General features: G+C 74.3%; 17 protein-coding genes. 8 read left to right on the forward strand and 9 right to left on the reverse strand.

Annotation, left to right across the window (positions count from 1 at the left end):
* Window positions 1-210 precede the first annotated feature (210 nt).
* The gene (locus ACFV4G_RS21395; RefSeq protein ID WP_380442665.1) at window positions 211-900 is read left to right on the forward strand and encodes a DUF6304 family protein; all 690 of its coding nucleotides are present in this window, start codon (window positions 211-213) and stop codon (window positions 898-900) included.
* Between the two features lie 101 nt (window positions 901-1,001).
* The gene (locus tag ACFV4G_RS21400) at window positions 1,002-1,745 is read left to right on the forward strand and encodes a hypothetical protein (RefSeq protein WP_380442667.1); all 744 of its coding nucleotides are present in this window, start codon (window positions 1,002-1,004) and stop codon (window positions 1,743-1,745) included.
* Window positions 1,746-1,908: 163 nt separating this feature from the next.
* On the opposite strand, the gene ACFV4G_RS21405 is transcribed toward ACFV4G_RS21400, so the two are convergent.
* Window positions 1,909-2,616 (reverse strand): response regulator, encoded by a 708-nt coding sequence (locus ACFV4G_RS21405; protein ID WP_380442669.1) that lies wholly within the window; start codon window positions 2,614-2,616, stop codon window positions 1,909-1,911.
* An 8-nt stretch (window positions 2,617-2,624) separates the two neighbouring features.
* Complete coding sequence (locus ACFV4G_RS21410) at window positions 2,625-3,815, reverse strand: sensor histidine kinase (protein ID WP_380442671.1); 1,191 nt, start codon at window positions 3,813-3,815, stop codon at window positions 2,625-2,627.
* Between the two features lie 134 nt (window positions 3,816-3,949).
* On the opposite strand from ACFV4G_RS21410, the gene ACFV4G_RS21415 reads away from it, so the two are divergent.
* Both ACFV4G_RS21415 and ACFV4G_RS21420 read left to right on the forward strand, forming a co-directional pair.
* A complete protein-coding gene (locus ACFV4G_RS21415) occupies window positions 3,950-4,861 on the forward strand; it encodes an ATP-binding cassette domain-containing protein (RefSeq protein WP_380442673.1) in 912 nt (303 codons plus the stop codon).
* A complete protein-coding gene (locus ACFV4G_RS21420; protein WP_380442675.1) occupies window positions 4,858-5,691 on the forward strand; it encodes an ABC transporter permease in 834 nt (277 codons plus the stop codon). Before ACFV4G_RS21415 ends, ACFV4G_RS21420 begins: the two co-directional genes overlap by 4 nt.
* Window positions 5,692-5,769: 78 nt before the next feature.
* Here the strand turns inward: ACFV4G_RS21420 and ACFV4G_RS21425 are convergent, their stop codons facing one another.
* Window positions 5,770-7,239 (reverse strand): MFS transporter, encoded by a 1,470-nt coding sequence (locus ACFV4G_RS21425; protein WP_380442677.1) that lies wholly within the window; start codon window positions 7,237-7,239, stop codon window positions 5,770-5,772.
* A 160-nt stretch (window positions 7,240-7,399) separates the two neighbouring features.
* On the opposite strand from ACFV4G_RS21425, the gene ACFV4G_RS21430 reads away from it, so the two are divergent.
* The gene (locus ACFV4G_RS21430) at window positions 7,400-9,475 is read left to right on the forward strand and encodes an MDR family MFS transporter (protein WP_380442679.1); all 2,076 of its coding nucleotides are present in this window, start codon (window positions 7,400-7,402) and stop codon (window positions 9,473-9,475) included.
* Window positions 9,476-9,487: 12 nt separating this feature from the next.
* Here ACFV4G_RS21430 and ACFV4G_RS21435 read toward each other — a convergent pair whose 3' ends face one another.
* Both ACFV4G_RS21435 and ACFV4G_RS21440 read right to left on the reverse strand, forming a co-directional pair.
* Complete coding sequence (locus ACFV4G_RS21435) at window positions 9,488-9,982, reverse strand: GNAT family N-acetyltransferase (RefSeq protein WP_380442681.1); 495 nt, start codon at window positions 9,980-9,982, stop codon at window positions 9,488-9,490.
* Window positions 9,983-10,103: 121 nt separating this feature from the next.
* The gene (locus ACFV4G_RS21440; RefSeq protein WP_380442683.1) at window positions 10,104-11,141 is read right to left on the reverse strand and encodes an aldo/keto reductase; all 1,038 of its coding nucleotides are present in this window, start codon (window positions 11,139-11,141) and stop codon (window positions 10,104-10,106) included.
* A gap of 101 nt (window positions 11,142-11,242) precedes the next feature.
* Between ACFV4G_RS21440 and ACFV4G_RS21445 the strand changes: the two genes are divergently transcribed.
* Window positions 11,243-11,857: a TetR/AcrR family transcriptional regulator gene (locus tag ACFV4G_RS21445; protein WP_380442685.1), complete on the forward strand. Its 615-nt coding sequence runs from the start codon at window positions 11,243-11,245 to the stop codon at window positions 11,855-11,857.
* Between the two features lie 61 nt (window positions 11,858-11,918).
* On the opposite strand, the gene ACFV4G_RS21450 is transcribed toward ACFV4G_RS21445, so the two are convergent.
* Entirely contained in the window at window positions 11,919-13,514 is a 1,596-nt protein-coding gene (locus ACFV4G_RS21450) for a phytoene desaturase family protein (RefSeq protein WP_380442687.1), read from the reverse strand.
* Window positions 13,515-13,603: 89 nt separating this feature from the next.
* Between ACFV4G_RS21450 and ACFV4G_RS21455 the strand changes: the two genes are divergently transcribed.
* Window positions 13,604-14,323, forward strand: a complete 720-nt coding sequence (locus ACFV4G_RS21455) for a C39 family peptidase (protein ID WP_380442688.1) — start codon at window positions 13,604-13,606, stop codon at window positions 14,321-14,323.
* A gap of 28 nt (window positions 14,324-14,351) precedes the next feature.
* Here the strand turns inward: ACFV4G_RS21455 and ACFV4G_RS21460 are convergent, their stop codons facing one another.
* The 3 genes from ACFV4G_RS21460 to ACFV4G_RS21470 all read right to left on the reverse strand — a co-directional run bounded on the left by ACFV4G_RS21460 (window position 14,352) and on the right by ACFV4G_RS21470 (window position 17,199).
* Window positions 14,352-15,392: a TerD family protein gene (locus ACFV4G_RS21460; protein ID WP_380442690.1), complete on the reverse strand. Its 1,041-nt coding sequence runs from the start codon at window positions 15,390-15,392 to the stop codon at window positions 14,352-14,354.
* 85 nt (window positions 15,393-15,477) lie between these two features.
* Window positions 15,478-16,662, reverse strand: a complete 1,185-nt coding sequence (locus ACFV4G_RS21465; RefSeq protein WP_380442692.1) for a cytochrome P450 — start codon at window positions 16,660-16,662, stop codon at window positions 15,478-15,480.
* Window positions 16,663-16,671: 9 nt separating this feature from the next.
* The gene (locus ACFV4G_RS21470; RefSeq protein ID WP_380442719.1) at window positions 16,672-17,199 is read right to left on the reverse strand and encodes an inorganic diphosphatase; all 528 of its coding nucleotides are present in this window, start codon (window positions 17,197-17,199) and stop codon (window positions 16,672-16,674) included.
* A gap of 167 nt (window positions 17,200-17,366) precedes the next feature.
* On the opposite strand from ACFV4G_RS21470, the gene ACFV4G_RS21475 reads away from it, so the two are divergent.
* Complete coding sequence (locus ACFV4G_RS21475) at window positions 17,367-17,885, forward strand: PadR family transcriptional regulator (protein WP_380442694.1); 519 nt, start codon at window positions 17,367-17,369, stop codon at window positions 17,883-17,885.
* Window positions 17,886-17,893 lie beyond the last annotated feature (8 nt).

The following is a 17,893-nucleotide window of genomic DNA, read 5'->3' on the forward strand; positions in this document are numbered from 1 at the left end:
GCTCAAGGGAGGAAGCACCCGGCCGTGGGGCCGGCCCCCCGACCCCCCCCCGGGCGCCCGCCCGGGGCGGCGGCGTTCCCTCCCGGGCTGCGGCGTTTCGTCCAGGACCCGGGCTCGGAGGCCGTGTTGTGGTCCCCGAAGTCCTGCGCAGCCCTTCGAAGTCCTTCGAAACGATGGCTGGAGCCCCGCCCCGCGCCTCATAATTCCCCTATGCCGAGCGAGTTGAGATACGAGCCGCCGCTGCGCCTGCCCGCCGTCGTCACCGACCGCTGGGGCCGTGCCGACACCGTCCTGGTCAACGACGGGCAGACCTTCTCCCTGCTCCTGCGGGGCAACCGGTACGAGGGCGACAGCCTCGACTCCCTCGAACTCGTCGGCCGGCTCGACGAGGACGCCCTGCCGCCCGACCTGACCCGGCTCGACGAACTCTGCTCCTGCACGATCGAGTGGCGCACCCCGCTCCAGGTCACCGGCCCCGGCCCGGACCCGCGGCCCGGCCTCCTGCACGCCCGGCTCGTCCTCGGCGACGCCAACCCCGACGGCAGTCTCGACGCCCTGCACGTGACCCTCGAACTCGACCTTCCCGACGACGCCGGCACCGTCGCCTCCGGCGGCCCCTGGGAGGACATGGAGGACGCGCTCCTCGACCTCCAGCGCCGGCTCCCGCCCGGCACCGCCCTCGCGGCCTGCATCGCGTGCGCGTTCTCCGACTACTCCCCGGCCGGGTCCGGCTTCATCGGCTCGATGGCCTGCTTCCGCGGCGCCAAGGACGCCTACCGCGGCGTCACCGGCAAGGCCGACATCTTCCGCCTCTGGGACCGCCGCACCGGCTTCGCCCAGGAGACCTTCCACTGCGCCGAGTTCGAGCCCCGCCGGCCGGGCACCGGCTACCGGGGGTAGGGCCGGGGCCGCACGCGGCGGAAACCACTCGTTCCGGTGGTGTGGGGTCGTGCGGCGGCGCGGGTACAACAGAGGCAGCGCCGAGCCTCAAGGAGGCGTCCATGATCCCCCACTGGCGTGCCGTCAGAACTCCCTCACCCGATCCGTCCGACCCGACCGACCCGTCCGGCTCCCAGGACGAACGGACCGTCACCTTCCTGCGCCTCGGCGTCGGGCTGATCGGCATCCTCCTGCCGATCGCCCTGCCGCTGGGCAACTGGCTGTTCGCCGAGCTCAGAGGCCTGAGCACGAACGGCTACTGGCCCGCGTCGATGAGCGGCGCCTACTACTCCAGCACGCGGAACGTCTTCGTCGGGAGCCTGTGCGCCCTCGGGGTGTTCCTCGTCTGCTACCGCTTCGACCGCCGGGACGACCGCTGGAGCACGGCGGCCGGGGCGTGCGCGCTCGGTGTCGCGCTCTGCCCGACCTCACCACCGGACCCGACGGCGTTCCAGGCCACGATCGGGGCCGTCCACCTCGTCCTCGCCGCGCTGCTGTACATCGTCCTGGCCCTGTTCTCCGTCTACTCCTTCCGCGACCCGCGGTACGAGCGCAAGCCGTGGGTCGCCCGCGGCTACCTGGCGGCCGGCGTGCTGATCCCCGCGCTGCTCCTGCTGGCCGCCGTCGCCGCGCTCACCCACCTCGGCACGGACTGGCCGATCCGCCCGGTCTACCTGTGCGAATGGCTCGCCACCTGGGCCTTCGGCGCGGCCTGGACGGGCGCCGCGGTCGAACTCGCCGCCGCGGCGGGCCCGTCCGGCTCGCGCGCCACCGTCGCACCGACCGCGGACCCGGCGCCGCAGTAGCCGGCGCACCGGTTCGCGTGACCGCCGCGCGGGGCCGGCCCCGCGCGGCGGCCCGCTGGACGCGACACGGACGGACGCACCACGAAGACCGCGCTCGTACCCGGCCGCGACCGGGCCATCGCGATGGACGCGGGTGTGGCGGTCGAGCGCCGAGCGCGCGGCCTCACGACCCCGTCGCGGAGACCAGGCCCGCCTCGTAGGCGAGGATCACCAGCTGCACGCGGTCGCGGGCGTCGAGCTTGGCGAGCAGCCGGGTCATGTACGTCTTGACGGTGGCGATGCTGAGCACGAGCTCGGTCGCGATCTCGCCGTTGGACAGGCCCCGCCCGACGAGGGTGAGGATCTCGCGCTCGCGCCCGGTGATCGCGGCGAGGCGCGGGTGCTCCGACGCCGATGCGGAGACCGGTGCCGGGGCCTGCCCCGCGAAGGCGGAGATCAGGCGGCGGGTGACGCTCGGCGCGATGAGCGCCTCCCCCGCCGCGACCACCCGCACGGCGGCGAGGATGTCGTCCAGCGCCATGTCCTTGACCAGGAACCCGGACGCCCCGGCCCGCAGCGCCGCGTACACGTGGTCGTCGTCGTCGAACGTGGTGAGTACGACGACCCGGGTCGGCCCGCCGGCGGCGGTGACCAGGCGGGTGGCCTCGATGCCGTCCGTGCCGGGCATCCGGATGTCCATCACGACGACGTCCGGCCGCAGTTCGGCGGCCAGCCGGACGGCGTCGGCGCCGGTGCCGGCCTCGCCGACCACCTCGACGTCGTCCGTCTCCGCGATCACCATCTCCAGCGCGGCGCGCACCAGCGGCTGGTCGTCGGCCAGCACGACGCGGACCACCCGCTGTTCCACCGGCCCGCTCGCGGTCCCGCTCACCGACCCGCTCACCGGCCCGCCTCCGCCCGCAGGGGCAGCCGGGCCGCGACCCGGAACCCGCCCCCGGGGCGCGGCCCGGCGCTGAACTCGCCGTCCAGCAGCGCGACCCGCTCGCGCAGCCCGGCCAGGCCGAAGCCGCTGCCCGGGGCGGTGCCGTGGCCCCGGCCCCGGTCGGTGATCTCGACGGACACCTCGTCCTCCTTCGTGCGGTCGACGGAGACCCGGCAGGCGCTCGCGCCCGCGTGGCGCACCACGTTGGTGACGGACTCCTGGATGACACGGAACACCGCGAGGTCCAACTCGTCCGGGAGTCCGGCCTGTTCACCGAGCCGCCGGACCTCCACCGCGACACCCGCGGCGGTGGTCGCGGCGGCCAGCCGGTCGAGGTCGGCCAGGCCCTGCGGCACGGTGGCCGAGGCCTCCCCCTCGGCCTGGCGCAGCGCGACGAGCATCCGGCGCAGCCCGGCGAGCGTCTCCCGTCCGGCGGTCTCGATCGCGCCGAGCGCCTCCTTGGCCCGCTCCGGCCGGGTGTCGATGACCCGGCGGGCGGCGCCGGCCTGGAGGGCGATGATGCCGATGCTGTGGGCGACGGTGTCGTGCATCTCGCGGGCGATCCGCAGGCGTTCGCCGGTGACGGCCGCCGCGGCCGCCCGGGTGCTCAGCGCCTCGGCGTGCTCGCGGTTCTGCCGCACCGAGCGCCCGGCCAGCCAGGCGACGAGGGCGAGCAGCGCGGCTCCGTCGGCGGACCCGATGTGGGTGCCGGTGAAGATGCCGACGGTGTTGCCGTGCACGAGCCCCATGTGCAGCACGAGGAACGTCATGACCAGGGCGAACGCGCTCCGGGAGGAGCGGCGCGGCGCGGTGGCGGTGATCAGGCAGAGGGCGGCGTCGACGGCGAGCAGCGAGGCCGGGGGCACCTGGGTGTTGGCGGCCCAGCCGTCCGTCTCCGTCCAGGTGGCGATCAGCAGCAGTGCCACGGAGAGCACCGGCAGACGGCGCACGAGGGCGGCGCCGGCGAAGGCGACGGCGGTGTCGAGCAGGGTGAACGCCAGGCCGCCGTGCGCGGCGGCGCCGCTGTGCTGCCGGGCGGTGCCGCCGAGCACGACGGCGGGGTAGGCGGCGGCCGCGCACCAGGCGAGTCCCACCCAGGCCTCGGGCGGGACGCGCCGGAACAGCGGCGGGGTCGGCGTCGTGATCATGGTGGTGATCGTATCGACGGATCGTCGGCGGGTCATCAAACCGTGGTTGTACGACCGGGGATGACGGCCGGGGCCGCACGGTGTCAGCGCCGGTCCGATGCGGCGGTCCGGTCCGCTCCGGCACCGTATTGCCCATGATCGAAGTCACCGAGCTGACCAAGCGCTACGGCCGCCGGACCGCCGTGGACGGCCTCACCTTCACCGTCCGCCCCGGCCACGTCACCGGCTTCCTCGGCCCCAACGGCGCCGGGAAGTCCACCACCCTGCGGATGGTCCTCGGCCTGAACGAGCCGACCTCCGGCACCGCGACCGTCGACGGACGCTCCTTCCGCGACCTCAAGCGCGGCCTGCGCCACGTCGGCGCACTGCTCGACGCCGCCGACGTCCACGGCGGCCGCACCGGCCGCGCCCACCTGCGGGCGCTGGCGCGCAGCAACGCGATCCCGCTCGGGCGGGTCGACGAGCTGCTCGCCGAGGTCGGCCTGGCGGGTGCCGCGCGCCGCCGGATCGGCGGGTACTCGCTCGGCATGCGCCAGCGGCTCGGCATCGCGGGTGCCCTGCTCGGCGACCCGCCGGTGCTCCTCTTCGACGAGCCGCTCAACGGCCTCGACCCGGAGGGCGTCCTGTGGGTGCGCGGGCTGTTCCGCCGCCTGGCGGCCGAGGGGCGGACGGTCTTCGTCTCCAGCCACCTGATGAGCGAGATGGAGCACACCGCCGACCGGCTGGTCGTGATCGGCCGGGGCCGGCTGATCGCCGACGAGGGCCTGACGGAGTTCTCCGCGAGGGCCGGCCGGTCGAGCGTGACCGTCGTCGCGGCCGAACCCACCCGGCTGGCCGGGGTGTTGACGGCCGCCGGCGCCACCGTCCGGCCGGCCCCGGAGGGCGCCCTCGCCGTCACCGGCCTCTCCGCCCCGCGGATCGGCGAACTCGCCCTGGAAAACCGCCTCTTGCTGCACGCCCTCACCACCCGCGGCGCCTCCCTGGAGGAGGCGTTCATGGAACTGACCGCCGACAGCGTCGAATACCTCGCCGGAGAGTCCCGTTGAGCACCCTCGCCATGACCGCCACCACCACCGCGCCGGGCCGCGCCCGCTTCCGCGACCTCCTCGCCGCCGAGTGGATCAAGTTCTGGTCGCTGCGCTCGACCCCGTGGGTCCTGCTGCTCGGCGCCGCCGTGGTCGTCCTCGCCGCCGTCAAGAACGCCACCTACACGTACGACCACTTCGAGCCCGGCCCGACGGCCAGCTACCACCAGGCCGCGCTCGACTCGGCGTTCAGCGCCGTCGGCGCCGACGTCGTCATGCTGGTGGGAGGCGGGCTCGGCGCGTTCGTCGTCGTCTGCGAGTACGCCAGCGGCCTCATCCGGGCGAGTCTCGCGGCCGTCCCCGACCGGCGGGCGCTGCTGCTCGCCAAGGCGGCCGTGCTGACGGGCGTGATGCTCGGCTGGGGCGCCGCGGTCTCGGGCACCGCCTTCGGCGTGGCACAGGCGATCATCGGCGGCCGGGGCATCGGGCTGCCGATCACCGACCCGGGCGCGTTCCGGTTCGTCGCGGCGGCCGCGCTGTTCGCGCCGGTCTGCGCGCTCGTCGGACTGTGCCTGGGCGTGCTGATCCGGCACACGGCGGCGAGCGTCGTGAGCACGATCCTGGTGCTGTTCTTCGTGCCGTCGTTCTTCACCGACACCTACCACTGGTCCGCCGACGTCGCGCACGCCCTGCCGTTCACCGCGTGGCGCCGGTTGGCCCAGGTGGACCTGACGAACCAGCGGGTGTCGCCGTACCCGGCCACGGTCGCGAGCGGCTGGATCACGTTCGCGGTGTGGTCCGTCGCGGCGGTCGCGATCGCCGCGCTCACGATCCGGCGCCGGGACCACTGACGGGCGCGCCGAATGGCGGGCGAACGACGAGCGCACCGAACGACGAGCGGGGCCCGCCACGGGGGTGCGGGCCCCGCGTCACCTGGTGCGCCCGGCCGCCAGGTCCGCCGCCGCGACCACCAGCGCCGCCAGGACCAGGCCCGCCGCGACCGTCGCCCCCAGCTCGAAGGCGACCGCCCAGTCCGGGTTCCTCCCGCGGGCGTGGGCGAAGAAGACCGAGCCGACGATCGCGATCCCCACCGCCGAACCGACGCGCTGCGCGGTCTGCAGCACCCCGCCCGCACTGCCGGCCCGGGCGAGCGGGACCTGCGAGAGCGTCAGCGTCTGGTTCGGCGAGATCACCAGCCCGCTGCCCGTCCCCGCCACCAGGAGCGGCAGCGCCGTCGCCCAGCCCGCCCACGTCCCGGGCCCCAGCCGGACCGCCAGGATCGACGCCCCGAGCCCGACGAGCACCAGCACCAGCCCGAACACCACCAGCCGCCGCCCCAGCCGGGTCACCACCCGCCCGCCGAGCGCGGCCGAGACGGCCGAACCCACCGCGAACGGCGTGATCGACAGACCCGCCGCCAGCGCCGAGTAGTGCAGCCCCGCCTGGAGGTACAGCGTGAAGATGAAGAAGATCGCCGTGAACCCCGCGAAGTACACCAGCGACAGCGCCACCCCCGCCGCGTACGGGCGCACCGCGAACAGCTCCATGTTCACGAGCGGCTCCCGCCGCCGCGCGTAGTGCCGCTCCCACCCGACGAACGCCCCCAGCAGCAGCACCGCCACCGGCAGCAGCAGCCACCGCGCCGGGCTGTGCCACTGCTGCTCCTGGACGAACGGCAGCAGCAGCGCCACCGTCCCGCCGCCGAGCAGCACCACCCCGACCGGGTCGAAGTCCCGGTGCCCCGCCCGCTCACCCGCCGGCGGGGGCGGCGGCAGCAGGTGGTAGGCGACCGGCAGCGCCGCGATCCCGATCGGCAGGTTGACCAGGAACACCCACCGCCAGCCGTCCTGCGGCCCGAACAGGTGGATCAGCAGCCCGCCCAGCAGCGGGCCGACCGCCGTCGACACCCCGATCGTCGACCCCAGCGCACCGAACGCCCGCCCCCGCTCGGCCCCCTGGAACAGCGTCTGGATGAACCCGGACACCTGCGGCACCAGCACCCCGCCCGCCGCGCCCTGGAACAGCCGGGCCAGCACCAGCCACGTCTGGTCCTGCGCCGCCCCCGCGAGCGCGCTGGCCAGCGTGAACAGCGCCAGCCCGGTCAGGAACACCGCCCGCCGGCTGCGCGCGTCCCCGAGCCGCCCGGCCGGGACCAGCACGAGCCCGAAGGCCAGCGCGTAGCCGCTCAGCACCCACTGCAGGCCGCTCTCCGACATGTGCAGCCCGGTGCGGACGGTCGGCAGGGCGACGTTCACGATGCTGACGTCCAGCAGCGTCATGAACCCGGCCACCAGGCACACCGCGAGCGCCCGCCAGCGCCGCGCCCCGGCCCGCCCGCCGACGGCGGAGGCGCCCCGGGACGGCGGGCGCGCGGTGCTGTTGGGGGGATCGGGGTTCATGGGGAGCCTTCTCCGGACCTCCGGACGCCCGGCATCGTCGGACGCCCGGCATCGCCCTGGGGGCCTCATCCTCACCCCGCCCGACCGCGGGGGCCACCCGGCTCACCCGGACGGCCGAACCGCCGCGCGGCGGGCCCGCGGGCGCGGCGAGGCTGGGCGCATGACCGTCGACACCGAGACCACGCCGTCCGCCCCGCCCGTGCTGGACGTCCGGCAGCGGAACGTCGTCTTCGCCACGATCGTGCTCGGCATGCTGCTGGCCGCCCTCGACCAGACGATCGTCGGCACCGCCCTGCCCACCATCGTCGCGGACCTGGGCGGCGCCGCCCACATGTCCTGGGTGGTCACCTCCTACCTGCTCGCCGAGACGGTCGCCACCGTGCTGGCCGGCAAGTTCGGCGACCTGTACGGGCGCAAGCTGCTCTTCCAGGTGTCCGCGATCGTCTTCATCACCGGCTCGTTCTTCTGCGGCCTGGCGACGAACATGACGCTGCTGATCGCCTGGCGCGCCCTCCAGGGCATCGGCGCGGGCGGCCTGATGGTCACCGCGATGGCGCTGATCGCCGACGTCATCCCGCTGCGGGAGCGCGGCAAGTACCAGGGCGCGATCGGCGCGGTGTTCGGCGTGGCGACGGTCATCGGCCCGCTGCTCGGCGGGCTGTTCACCGACCACCTGTCCTGGCGCTGGGCGTTCTACGTCAACGTGCCGATCGCCGTCCTCGTGGTCGTCGCGGCGGCCCGGACGATCCCCTCGGTGCGGGCCGCCGTCCGGCCGGTCATCGACTACCTGGGGATCGCGCTGGTCGCGGTCGGGGCCGGCGCCCTGATCCTGGCCACCAGTTGGGGCGGCAACCAGTACGCGTGGGGCTCGGCGACGATCATCGGCCTGTTCGCGGGCGGCGCCGTGGCGCTCGGCCTGTTCTGCGTGGTCGAGACGCGCGCGGCCCAACCCATGCTGCCCATGCGGCTGTTCCGCAACCCGGTGTTCGCGGTCTGCTCGGTGCTCAGCTTCATCGTCGGCTTCGCCATGCTCGGCGCGCTGACCTTCCTGCCGACCTTCCTCCAGTACGTGGACGGCGACTCCGCCACCGTCTCCGGCGTCCGCATGCTCCCGATGGTCATCGGCCTGCTGCTCGCCTCCATCGCCAGCGGCAACGTCGTCAGCAAGACCGGCCAGTACCGGCTGTTCCCCATCGCCGGCACCCTCGTGATGGCCCTCGGCCTCTACCTGCTCTCGCTGCTCAAACCCGGGACGGGCACCGCACTCGCCTCGCTGTACATGTTCGTCCTCGGCGTCGGCATCGGGCTGAGCATGCAGGTGCTCACCATCGCGGTGCAGAACACCGTCGACTACGCGGACCTCGGCACCGCCACCTCCGGCGTCACGTTCTTCCGCACCATCGGCAGCTCCTTCGGCACCGCCGTCTTCGGCACCATCTACGCCAACAGCCTCAAGACCGAACTCGCCGACGGCATCGCCTCCTCCGCCCGCCTCACCGGCGCGAGCCCGGCCGTGCTCGGCAAGGCCGCCGAGAGCCCGCAGGGCCTGCACGCGCTGCCCGCCGACCAGGCCGCGCCGATCGTCCAGGCGTACTCCGACGCCCTGCACACCGTCTACCTGTGGACCATCCCGGTCGCGGTGGTCGGCTTCGTCGTCGCGCTGTTCCTCAAGCAGGTCAAGCTGCGCGACACCGCGCGGGCCGGCTCCACCGACCTCGGCGAGGCCTTCGCCCAGCCGACCACCAGCGACGCCGACCCGCACCTGGAGTACTCGGTCTGCAAGATCGTGCGCGGGGTCGACCTCGACGCCGTCCGCTCGATCGTCTCCACCGCCGACACCCGCGTCGACCTCGCCGGCGCGTGGGCCCTCATGGAGGTCGCCGGCCACACCAAGGCCGTCGGCCGGGCCTCCCTCGACCTCATCGCCGCGCGCAAGCGCGTCCCGCCCGAGGTCCTGGAACCGGTCTTCGACCGCATGACCGACGAGGGCTACCTCACCCGCGACGGCGACCAGCTGATCCCCACCGAGGCCGGCCGCCGGCAGATCACCGCCCTGGCCCGCGCCTGGTCCGACTGGCTCAACGCCCGCCTCGACGCCGACGCCGGCCGCCCCCGCAGCCCCCGACTGCGCACCGCCGCCGACGCCATCGCCTGGCGCCTCCTCGTCGAGGACCTCACCAACGGCCTCCCGACCCACGCCCGCCCGAAGGCCCCGGCGACGGTGCCGGCGGAGTAGGCGGCGAGGCCCCTACACCAGCGGCTTGGCCAGGACGAGTTCGCGGCCGGTGCCGTCGTCGAGGAGGTCGCCGAGCTCGTCGGTGTCGGCGAAGGCGTGGCGGCGGTAGAGGGCGATCGCGGCGTCGTTGTGGGGCGTGACGGCGAGCTTCAGGGTGGAGCAGCCCTGGGCGGCGGCCCACTTGGCGATCTCGGTGATCAGGAGGTCGCCAGCGCCCCGGCCGCGGGCCTGCGGGGCGACCCACATCGAGATGAGCTCGGCGGCCGTCGGGTCCTCGTCGGCGGGGACGCCGCTGGCCATGGCGACGGGCGTGCCGTCCAGGACGGCGACCAGGTCGAGCGCGCCGGGGATCTCCAGGCGCGAGCGCCAGCGGTCCTCGTGGTCGCCGGGCCCCTGCCAGTCGGCCAGGGTGGAGCCGAAGGCGTACGGCGCCTCGGCGAGCGCGGCGAGGCGCAGCTCGCGGAAGACGGGCCAGTCGTCGGAGGAGAGGATTCGCAGTTCAAGCATGGTGCGGACCTTGCCGCACCGGGCACCGGTACGGCAAGCCCATTATCCGGCGAGGGGCGGGTCCGCCCTGGTTCGGAGGACCGTCACGACCGGCGGAGACGGGATCGCTCCGCACTGTCCGTCAGCCGGTCATGGGCGGGTTGAGGCGGGCGAAGGCCTCCTGGCGGCGGTAGGGGAAGTAGGGGTAGGGGGCGGTGCGGAGGCTGGCGGTGTCGAGGCGGGTGATCTGGTCGGGGGTGAGGGACCAGCCGACGGCGCCGAGGTTCTGGCGGAGCTGGTCCTCGTTGCGGGCGCCGATGATGACGGAGGAGACGGTCGGGCGGCGCAGGAGCCAGTTGATCGCCACCTGGGGGACGGTGCGGCCGGTCTCCTCGGCGATCTCGTCGAGGGCGTCGACGACGCGGTGGAGGTGGTCGTCCTCGACCGGGGGGCCGTAGTCGGCGGTGTCGTGGAGACGGCTGCCGGCCGGGACGGGCGTGCCGCGGCGGATCCTGCCGGTGAGGCGGCCCCAGCCGAGCGGGCTCCAGACGAGGGCGCCGACGCCCTGGTCGGCGGCCAGCGGCATCAGCTCCCACTCGTAGTCGCGGCCGACGAGCGAGTAGTAGACCTGGTGGGCGGCGTAGCGGGGGCGGCCTTGGCGGTCGGCGGCGGCGAGGGACTTCATGAGCTGCCAGCCGGAGAAGTTGGACACGCCGGTGTAGCGGACCTTGCCGGCGCGGACGAGGTCGTCGAAGGTGGCCAGGACCTCCTCGACGGGGGTCGCGGCGTCGAAGGCGTGGAGCTGGAAGAGGTCGATGTAGTCGGTGCCGAGGCGGCGCAGGGCGTCGTCGACGGCCTTGGTGAGGCGGGCCCGGGAGGTGCCGGCGTCGTTGGGGCCCTCACCGGTGGGCAGGCCGGCCTTGGTGGAGATGAGGACCCGGTCGCGGCGGCCGTGGACGGCCTTGCCGAGCACCTCCTCGGAGGCGCCGTCGGAGTAGACGTCGGCGGTGTCGAACATCGTCACGCCGGCGTCGATGGCGATGTCGAGGAGGCGGCGGGCCTCCTGGTCGCCGGTGGTGCCCCAGGCGCCGAAGAGCGGGCCCCGCCCGCCGAAGGTGCCGGTGCCGAGGCTGAGCGCGGGGACCTTGAGGCCGGACGCCCCGAGCTGACGGTATTCCATGGTGATTGCTCCCCCAGGAGGCGACTAACGGGACGGTCGTTCCGTTAGGATGACTCGACCGTAGCAGAGTCCGACGAGCTAATGGAACAGGAATCCCGTTAATGGTCGACGAGAGCCAGCCCGTCCCGGGCACCGTCCGCCCCGGCGGCCGCACCGCGCGCGTGCGCGCCGCCGTCCTGCGCGCCGCGGAGGACGCGCTCGTCGAGCACGGCTTCGCCGGCCTCGACCTCGGCGACATCGCCCAGCGCGCCGAGGTCGGGCGCACCACCGTCTACCGGCGCTGGGGCGGCACCAGCGCCCTGGTCGCCGACCTGCTCGCGGACATGGCCGAGCAGTCGCTGCCGCGCACCCGCAGCGGCTCGCTCGCCGAGGACCTGCGCGCCAACGCCCGGCTGGTCCAGCGCACCCTCGCCGACCCGCGCCAGGGCGCGCTGTTCCGCGCGGTGATCGTCGCGGCGAACGGCGACGCGGGCGCGGCGGAGGCGCTCCGGCGCTTCTACGAGGTGCGGGTCGCCGAGTGGGCGCCGTGCGTCACCGAGGCCGTCGAGCGCGGCGAACTGCCCGCCGGCACCGACCCGGCGGAGGTCGTGCGGGCCGTCTCGGCCCCGCTCTACTACCGGATGCTCACGACGGCCGACCCGCTGGACGAGGCCGCAGCCGACCGCGCCGCAGCAGCCGCCGAGGCGGCGGCCCGGGCCGGGGCGTACTGCCGCTGAAACGCGAACGGCCGCACAGCGCAGGGGCGTTGTGCGGCCGAAGGGGCCAGGAACACCAGGGTCACCGGGCCGCTTCCTCCAGGACCGCCATCGCCGCGTTGTGGCCGGGGATGCCGCTGACTCCCCCGCCGCGTACCGCCCCCGCGCCGCACAGCAGCACGTTCGGGTGGGCCGTCGCCACGCCCCAGCGTTCGGCGGCGACGGCCGGATCCCCTTCCGCGTACGGGAAGGACAGGTCGCGGTGGAAGATGTGACCGCCCGGCAGGCCGAGCTCGCGCTCCAGGTCCAGCGGCGTCTTCGCCTCCACACAGGGCCGCCCGTCGGCATCCGTCGCCAGGCAGTCGGCGATCGGCTCGGCGAGCACGTCGTCCAGCTGCGCCAGACTCGCCGCCAGCGCACGGGCCTTGACGTCCTCGTACGTCGACGGGTCCGCGAACAGCCGTGCGGGCACGTGGAGCCCGAAGAGGGTCAGGGTGTGGAGGCCCTGCCCGATCGCGCCAGGGCCGAGGATCGAGCTGTCGGTGAGCGTGTGGCAGTAGATCTCGGACGGCGGCGCCGAGGGCAGCCGGCCCGACGCCGCCTCGCCGTACGCCGCCTCCAACTGCCGGTAGCCTTCGGCGATGTGGAACGTCCCGGAGAAGGCGTCCCGCGGGTCGACGGCGGAGTCGCGGAGGGCGGGAAGTCGGCGCAACACCATGTTGACCTTCAACTGCGCTCCTTCCGGCGGAAGTTCAGCTGAAGGCTCGCCACCGAGAAGCCGTGCCAGCGTCGCCGGCGCCGCGTTCACCAGTACCTTGGCACCCACCACCACCGCTTCACCGTCTTTATGACGGCACGTCACCTCGGCATCGCCGTGGCCGTCCGTCACGATCGCCGTGACCTCGCATCCGGTGCGCAGCTCGGCGCCCGCCGCCAGCGCCGCCTCCGTGAGTGCGCCGGTGACCGCGCCCATGCCGCCGACCGGGACATCCCAGTCGCCCGTTCCGTTGCCGATGACGTGGTAGAGGAAGCAGCGGTTCTGCCGCAGCGAGGGGTCGTGGGCGTGGGTGAACGTGCCGATCAGGGCGTCCGTCAGCACGACGCCGCGCACGAGGTCGTCGGCGAAGGTCCGCTCGATCGCCTCGCCAAGCGGCCGCTCGAACAGCGCCTCCCAGGCGGCGTCGTCCCCGATCCGGCGACGCAGCTCGGCGCGCGAGGGAAGTGGTTCGGTGAGCGTGGGGAAGACGCGTTCGGCGATCCGCCCGGTCGTGCCGTAGAAGCGGTGCCAGGCCTCCCACTCGCGCTCGCCGCCGGTCAGCGCCCGGAAGGACTCGCGCGTGCGGTCCGGGTCGGCCGCGTCGACGAGCAGGCCGGTCGGCTTCCCGTCCCGCACCACCGGCGTGTACGAGGAGATCCGGCGGCGCCGCAGCTCCAGCCGCAGGCCGAGCTCGCGCACGATCGCGCGCGGGAGCAGGCTCACGAGGTACGAGTAGCGCGACAGCCGCGCGTCGATCCCCGGGAAGGCCTCGGCCGACACCGCCGCCCCGCCCACCCGCGGCAGCCGTTCGAGCACCAGCACCCGCCGCCCGGCCCGCGCGAGGTACGCCGCCGCCACCAGTCCGTTGTGCCCGCCGCCGACGATCACGGCGTCGTACCGCGAGGACGCGTTCGTGTTCATCCGGCCACGGTACGACCGAACGGACGCCGCGTCACCGGTTCGGGGCGCACCGGCTGCGCTCCGTAGCCGTCCTTCGTAGCGTCATGGCCATGACGATCATTGCGAAAGCACGCGCGGCCTGCGTCGCCGCCCTCGTCGGCGCGACCCTGGCGGCCGGCACCGGGACCGCGACGGCCGGCGGCGGCGTCGGCGGGGGCGTCGGCGGCGGGGGCGTCGGCGGCATCGAGGCGGCGTCGGTGCCGTACTACCACCAGGCACTCGCCAACGACTGCGAGGCGGCGGCCCTGCGCATGGTCCTGGCCTCGCGCGGCGTGACGGCGAGCGACCAGGACGTCCTGGACCGGATCGGCGTCGACTGGGACCACCCCGAGTTCGGGCACTCCGGCCCGCTCTCCGGTGACCCGTACGAGGCCTTCGTCGGCGACCCGGACGGCTCGGAGGTGGACGGCACCGGCTTCGGCGTGTACGCCCCGCCGGTGGCGAAGGCCGCCCGCGCCTTCGGGCTCTCCGTGGCCCATTCGGGCTCGGGCATCTCGGTCCAGACCCTGAAGGACAGCCTGGCCGCCGGCCGCCCGGCGATCGTGTGGGTGGACTACCTGTGGCGCCACCTCAGGTCGACCACCTACACGGCGTACGACGGCGTCAAGGTCCTCTATGCGGGACCGGCCGAACACGCCGTCGTCGTCACGGGGTTCGGCGACGGCACGGTGTCGGTCAACGACCCCGCGCGCGGCCGGACGACCGTCTCGGAGACGGACTTCGAGAACGGCTACGCGACCTACGGCCGGATGGCGGTCGTCGTCGACTGACGAGGACCGCCACCCGCCGCGGGACGGCCTAGAAGAAGCTGTCGTCGTCGCCCTCGTAGTAGTTGTTGACGACGACCTGGGGCTCGTCGTCGCTCAGCGCCTCGTTGAGCAGCGCGCCGCCGACCAGGCCCGCGGCACCGGCACCCAGCAGGGCGCCGGTGCCGAAGCGGCGGCCGCCCTGCTGCTCCGGGTGGCCCTGGCCGGGGACCTGCGGGTACCCCTGCTGGTAGCCCTGGGGGTACCCCTGCTGGACCGGCTGCGGGTACCCCTGCTGCGGGGTGTAGAACGGCGGCGGGGTGGTCTGCACGCGCTGGGCGCAGGCGGCGCACGCCTGGATCGGGCGCGGCACGCCCCACTGCGGCGACCACTGCACCGCGGTCGAGCCGACGCCGTGCGAGGGGTCGAAGAAGCACGTCACTGCGGAACTCCCTGTTGCTTGCTGGACCGTTGCTGCCTGAGGGACAGAGGGGACGGCCGGCGGGGCCGCAGGCGCCGCCGGGGCGGCCGGCTGGAGCAGCGCGACGCCGAAGTCGGTCGCGATGCCCGCCAGCCCGGTCGCGTAGCCCTGCCCCACGGCCCGGAACTTCCAGTCCGCGCCGTTGCGGTAGAGCTCGCCGAACACCATCGCCGTCTCGCTGCCCGCCTCGGCGGCCACGTCGTAGCGCACCACCTCGGTGGCCCCGTCGGCGTCGGTGATCCGGATGTACGCGCCGCTCACCCGGCCGAAGGACTGCCGGCGCTGCGCCGCGTCGTAGATGGCGACGGCGAAGACGATCCGCTCGACGTCGGCGGACACGTCGGTGAGCGAGACGTCGATCCGCTCGCGGTCCCCGCCGGCGCCCAGGTCACTGCCGTGGTGGCGGACCGAGCCGTCCGGGCTGCGCAGGTTGTTGAAGAAGACGAAGTGCCCGTCCGAGACGACCTGCCCGGAGCGCCCGCACAGCAGCGCGCTGGCGTCCAGGTCGTATCCGGGGCCCGCCGTCCAGCCGAGGCCCACCCGCACGGCCCCGAGCCCGGGGGCCTGCTTGCCCAGCGAGACGTTGCCGCCCTTCGTCAGGGCCACACCCATGGCGCTTCCTCTCCTCCACACCCTTGCTTTTTGCACTGCCGACCTCGACAACGCTGTAGAGCCCGTGCCGGTTCCCGCCGACAGGTCAGTACCGGACGGGCAGCTCCAGCAGGCCGCGGGCGCGCAGCGCGGGCCGGTGGCGCAGCTGCTCGACGGGCACGTCGAGGGCCAGGTCGGGGAAGCGGCGCAGCAGCGCGCCGAGCGCGATCTCGGTCTCCATGCGGGCGAGCGGCGCGCCGAGGCAGTAGTGGATGCCGTGGCCGAGGGAGAGGTGGCCGCTCTCGCGGCGGCGCAGGTCGAGCCGGTCCGGGTCCGCGAACTGGTCGGGGTCGCGGTTGGCGGACGCTATGGCGAGCAGGAGGGTCTCGCCGGCCGGGACGGTGACGCCGCCGATGGTGACGTCCTCGCGCGGGAAGCGTCGGATGGACAGCGGGGCCGGGCCGTCGAAGCGGGCGAACTCGTCGAACGCGCCCTCGACCAGGGCCGGTTCGGCCCGCAGGGCGGCGAGCTGCTCGGGGTGGGTGAGCAGGGCGAGGACGGCGTTGGCGATGAGGTGGACGGTGTTCTCGTAGCCGGCGAAGAGGATCAGGAAGGCGAGCGAGGTGAGTTCGTCCTCGCTGAGCCGGTCCTCGGCGTCGCGGACCGCGATGAGGTCGGAGAGGAGGTCGTCGCCGGGGGCGGTGCGCTTGCGCCCGATGAGGCCGGTGAAGAAGGCGAGCATCGCGCCGACGGCGGCCTTGGCGTCCTGCGGGCGCTCGGGGTCGGGGGTGATGAGGGCGTCGGTCCAGGCGCGGAAGTCGTGCCGGTCGTCCTCGGGGACGCCGAGCAGGTCGCAGATGACCGTGATGGGCAGCGGCGCGGCGTAGGCGGCGAGCAGGTCGGCGCGGCCGAGCGGGGCCATCGCGTCGAGCAGCTGCTCGGCGACCCGCTCGATCGGGCCGCGCAGGGCGGCGGTCCGGCCCGGGGTGAACGCCTTGGTGACCAGCCGGCGGATGCGGGTGTGGTCGGGCGGGTCCATGGTGAGCAGGTTGGCATCGAGGGCCGGCGGCAGCCTGAAGCCGCGGTAGTTGCCGGGCGCCGCATGGGCCTTGTCGAGGGACAGCCGCGGGTCGGCGAGGGCCTGGCGGACGTCCGCGTAGCGGGTCACCAGCCACACGGGCAGTCCGTCCGGTCCGACGACCCGGTGGACGGGGGCGGCGGCGCGCAGGGCGGCGTAGCCCGCGTAGGGGTCGGCGATCAGGGCCTTCACGGTCAGGTCGGATGACGTCACATGATCACCTTACGGCCGGCGGCGGACCCCGTTTCCGCTGCCCCGGGCCGCGCAGGCCGGGCCGGCGAAGCGCGTCCCCGCCGCCCGGGCCCGGGAACCCGCGATCTCGCGGTAGGCGTCCGCGCGGCCCGCCCAGTGCGAGCCCTCGACGGACTTGCCGCGCTCCAGGTCCTTGTAGACCTGGAAGAAGTGGGTGATCTCCAGCAGGTCGAAGCGCGGCAGGTCGCCGATGTCGCGCAGGCCCTCGTAGCGCGGGTCCCTGGCCGGCACGCACAACACCTTCTGGTCCGGGCCGCGTTCGTCGCGCATGACCCACATGCCGACGGCCCGGCAGGTCTGCACGCAGCCCGGCACGGCCGGCTCGCCGCCGAGCACGAGGGCGTCCAGCGGTTCGCCGTCGCCGCCGAGGGTACCCTCGACGTAGCCGTAGTCCGCCGGGTAGCGGGTGGCGGTGAAGAGCGTCCGGTCGAGGCGGATACGGCCCGCGGCGAAGTCCATCACGTACTTGTTGCGGGATCCCTGCGGGATCTCGATCATGACCTCGAAGAACGTCGACCCGGGCCCGCCCCGGTCCTCGAACTCCACCTGCGCCTCCACTGCGGCCTCCTCGCCGGTCCTGTGGCGATTGTCCGCCGCGGGGGCCCGCGCTGCCCACCCCCCGCGACGCGTGTTGGGGCGCGGGGTGCGCGCGGTACCGTCACCGCATGCCCGAAACCCGGTTGACCACCCCCTCGTTCCTCGTGCTCGGCATCATCGACAAGCTGGGCGAGGCCAGCCCGTACGACGTCAAGGTGGAGGCGGCCCGGACGGTCGCGCCGTTCTGGTCGGTGCCGCACGCGCAGGTGTACGCGCAGTGCGACCGCCTGCTGCAGGGCGGGCTGCTGTCCGAGGTGCGGCAGGAGGGCGGGCGGGGCCGACGGCTGATGCGGCTCACCGACGGGGGGAGGGCCGCGCTGGCCGAGTGGCTGGCCGATCCGGGCTTCGAGCCGGTGGAGGCGCGGGAGCGGAACATCCTCAAGCTGTGGTTCGGCGGCAGCCCGCGGATCCTCGCGCCGGGGCAGGTGCTGGAGCACGGCCGCACGCTCGGCGAGTACGAGCACCTGGCGGAGGAGGTCGGCGAGCTGCTGAGCCGGGGGGAGCGCGAGGCGCTGGAGTTCGGCATCCGGTACGAGCGGATGATGGTGGACTTCTGGCAGTGGGTGCAGTCCCGCGACGACTCCTGACGTCCGCG

The sequence above is a fragment of the Kitasatospora sp. NPDC059747 genome (assembly GCF_042732955.1).
Classification (GTDB): Bacteria; Actinomycetota; Actinomycetes; order Streptomycetales; family Streptomycetaceae; genus Kitasatospora.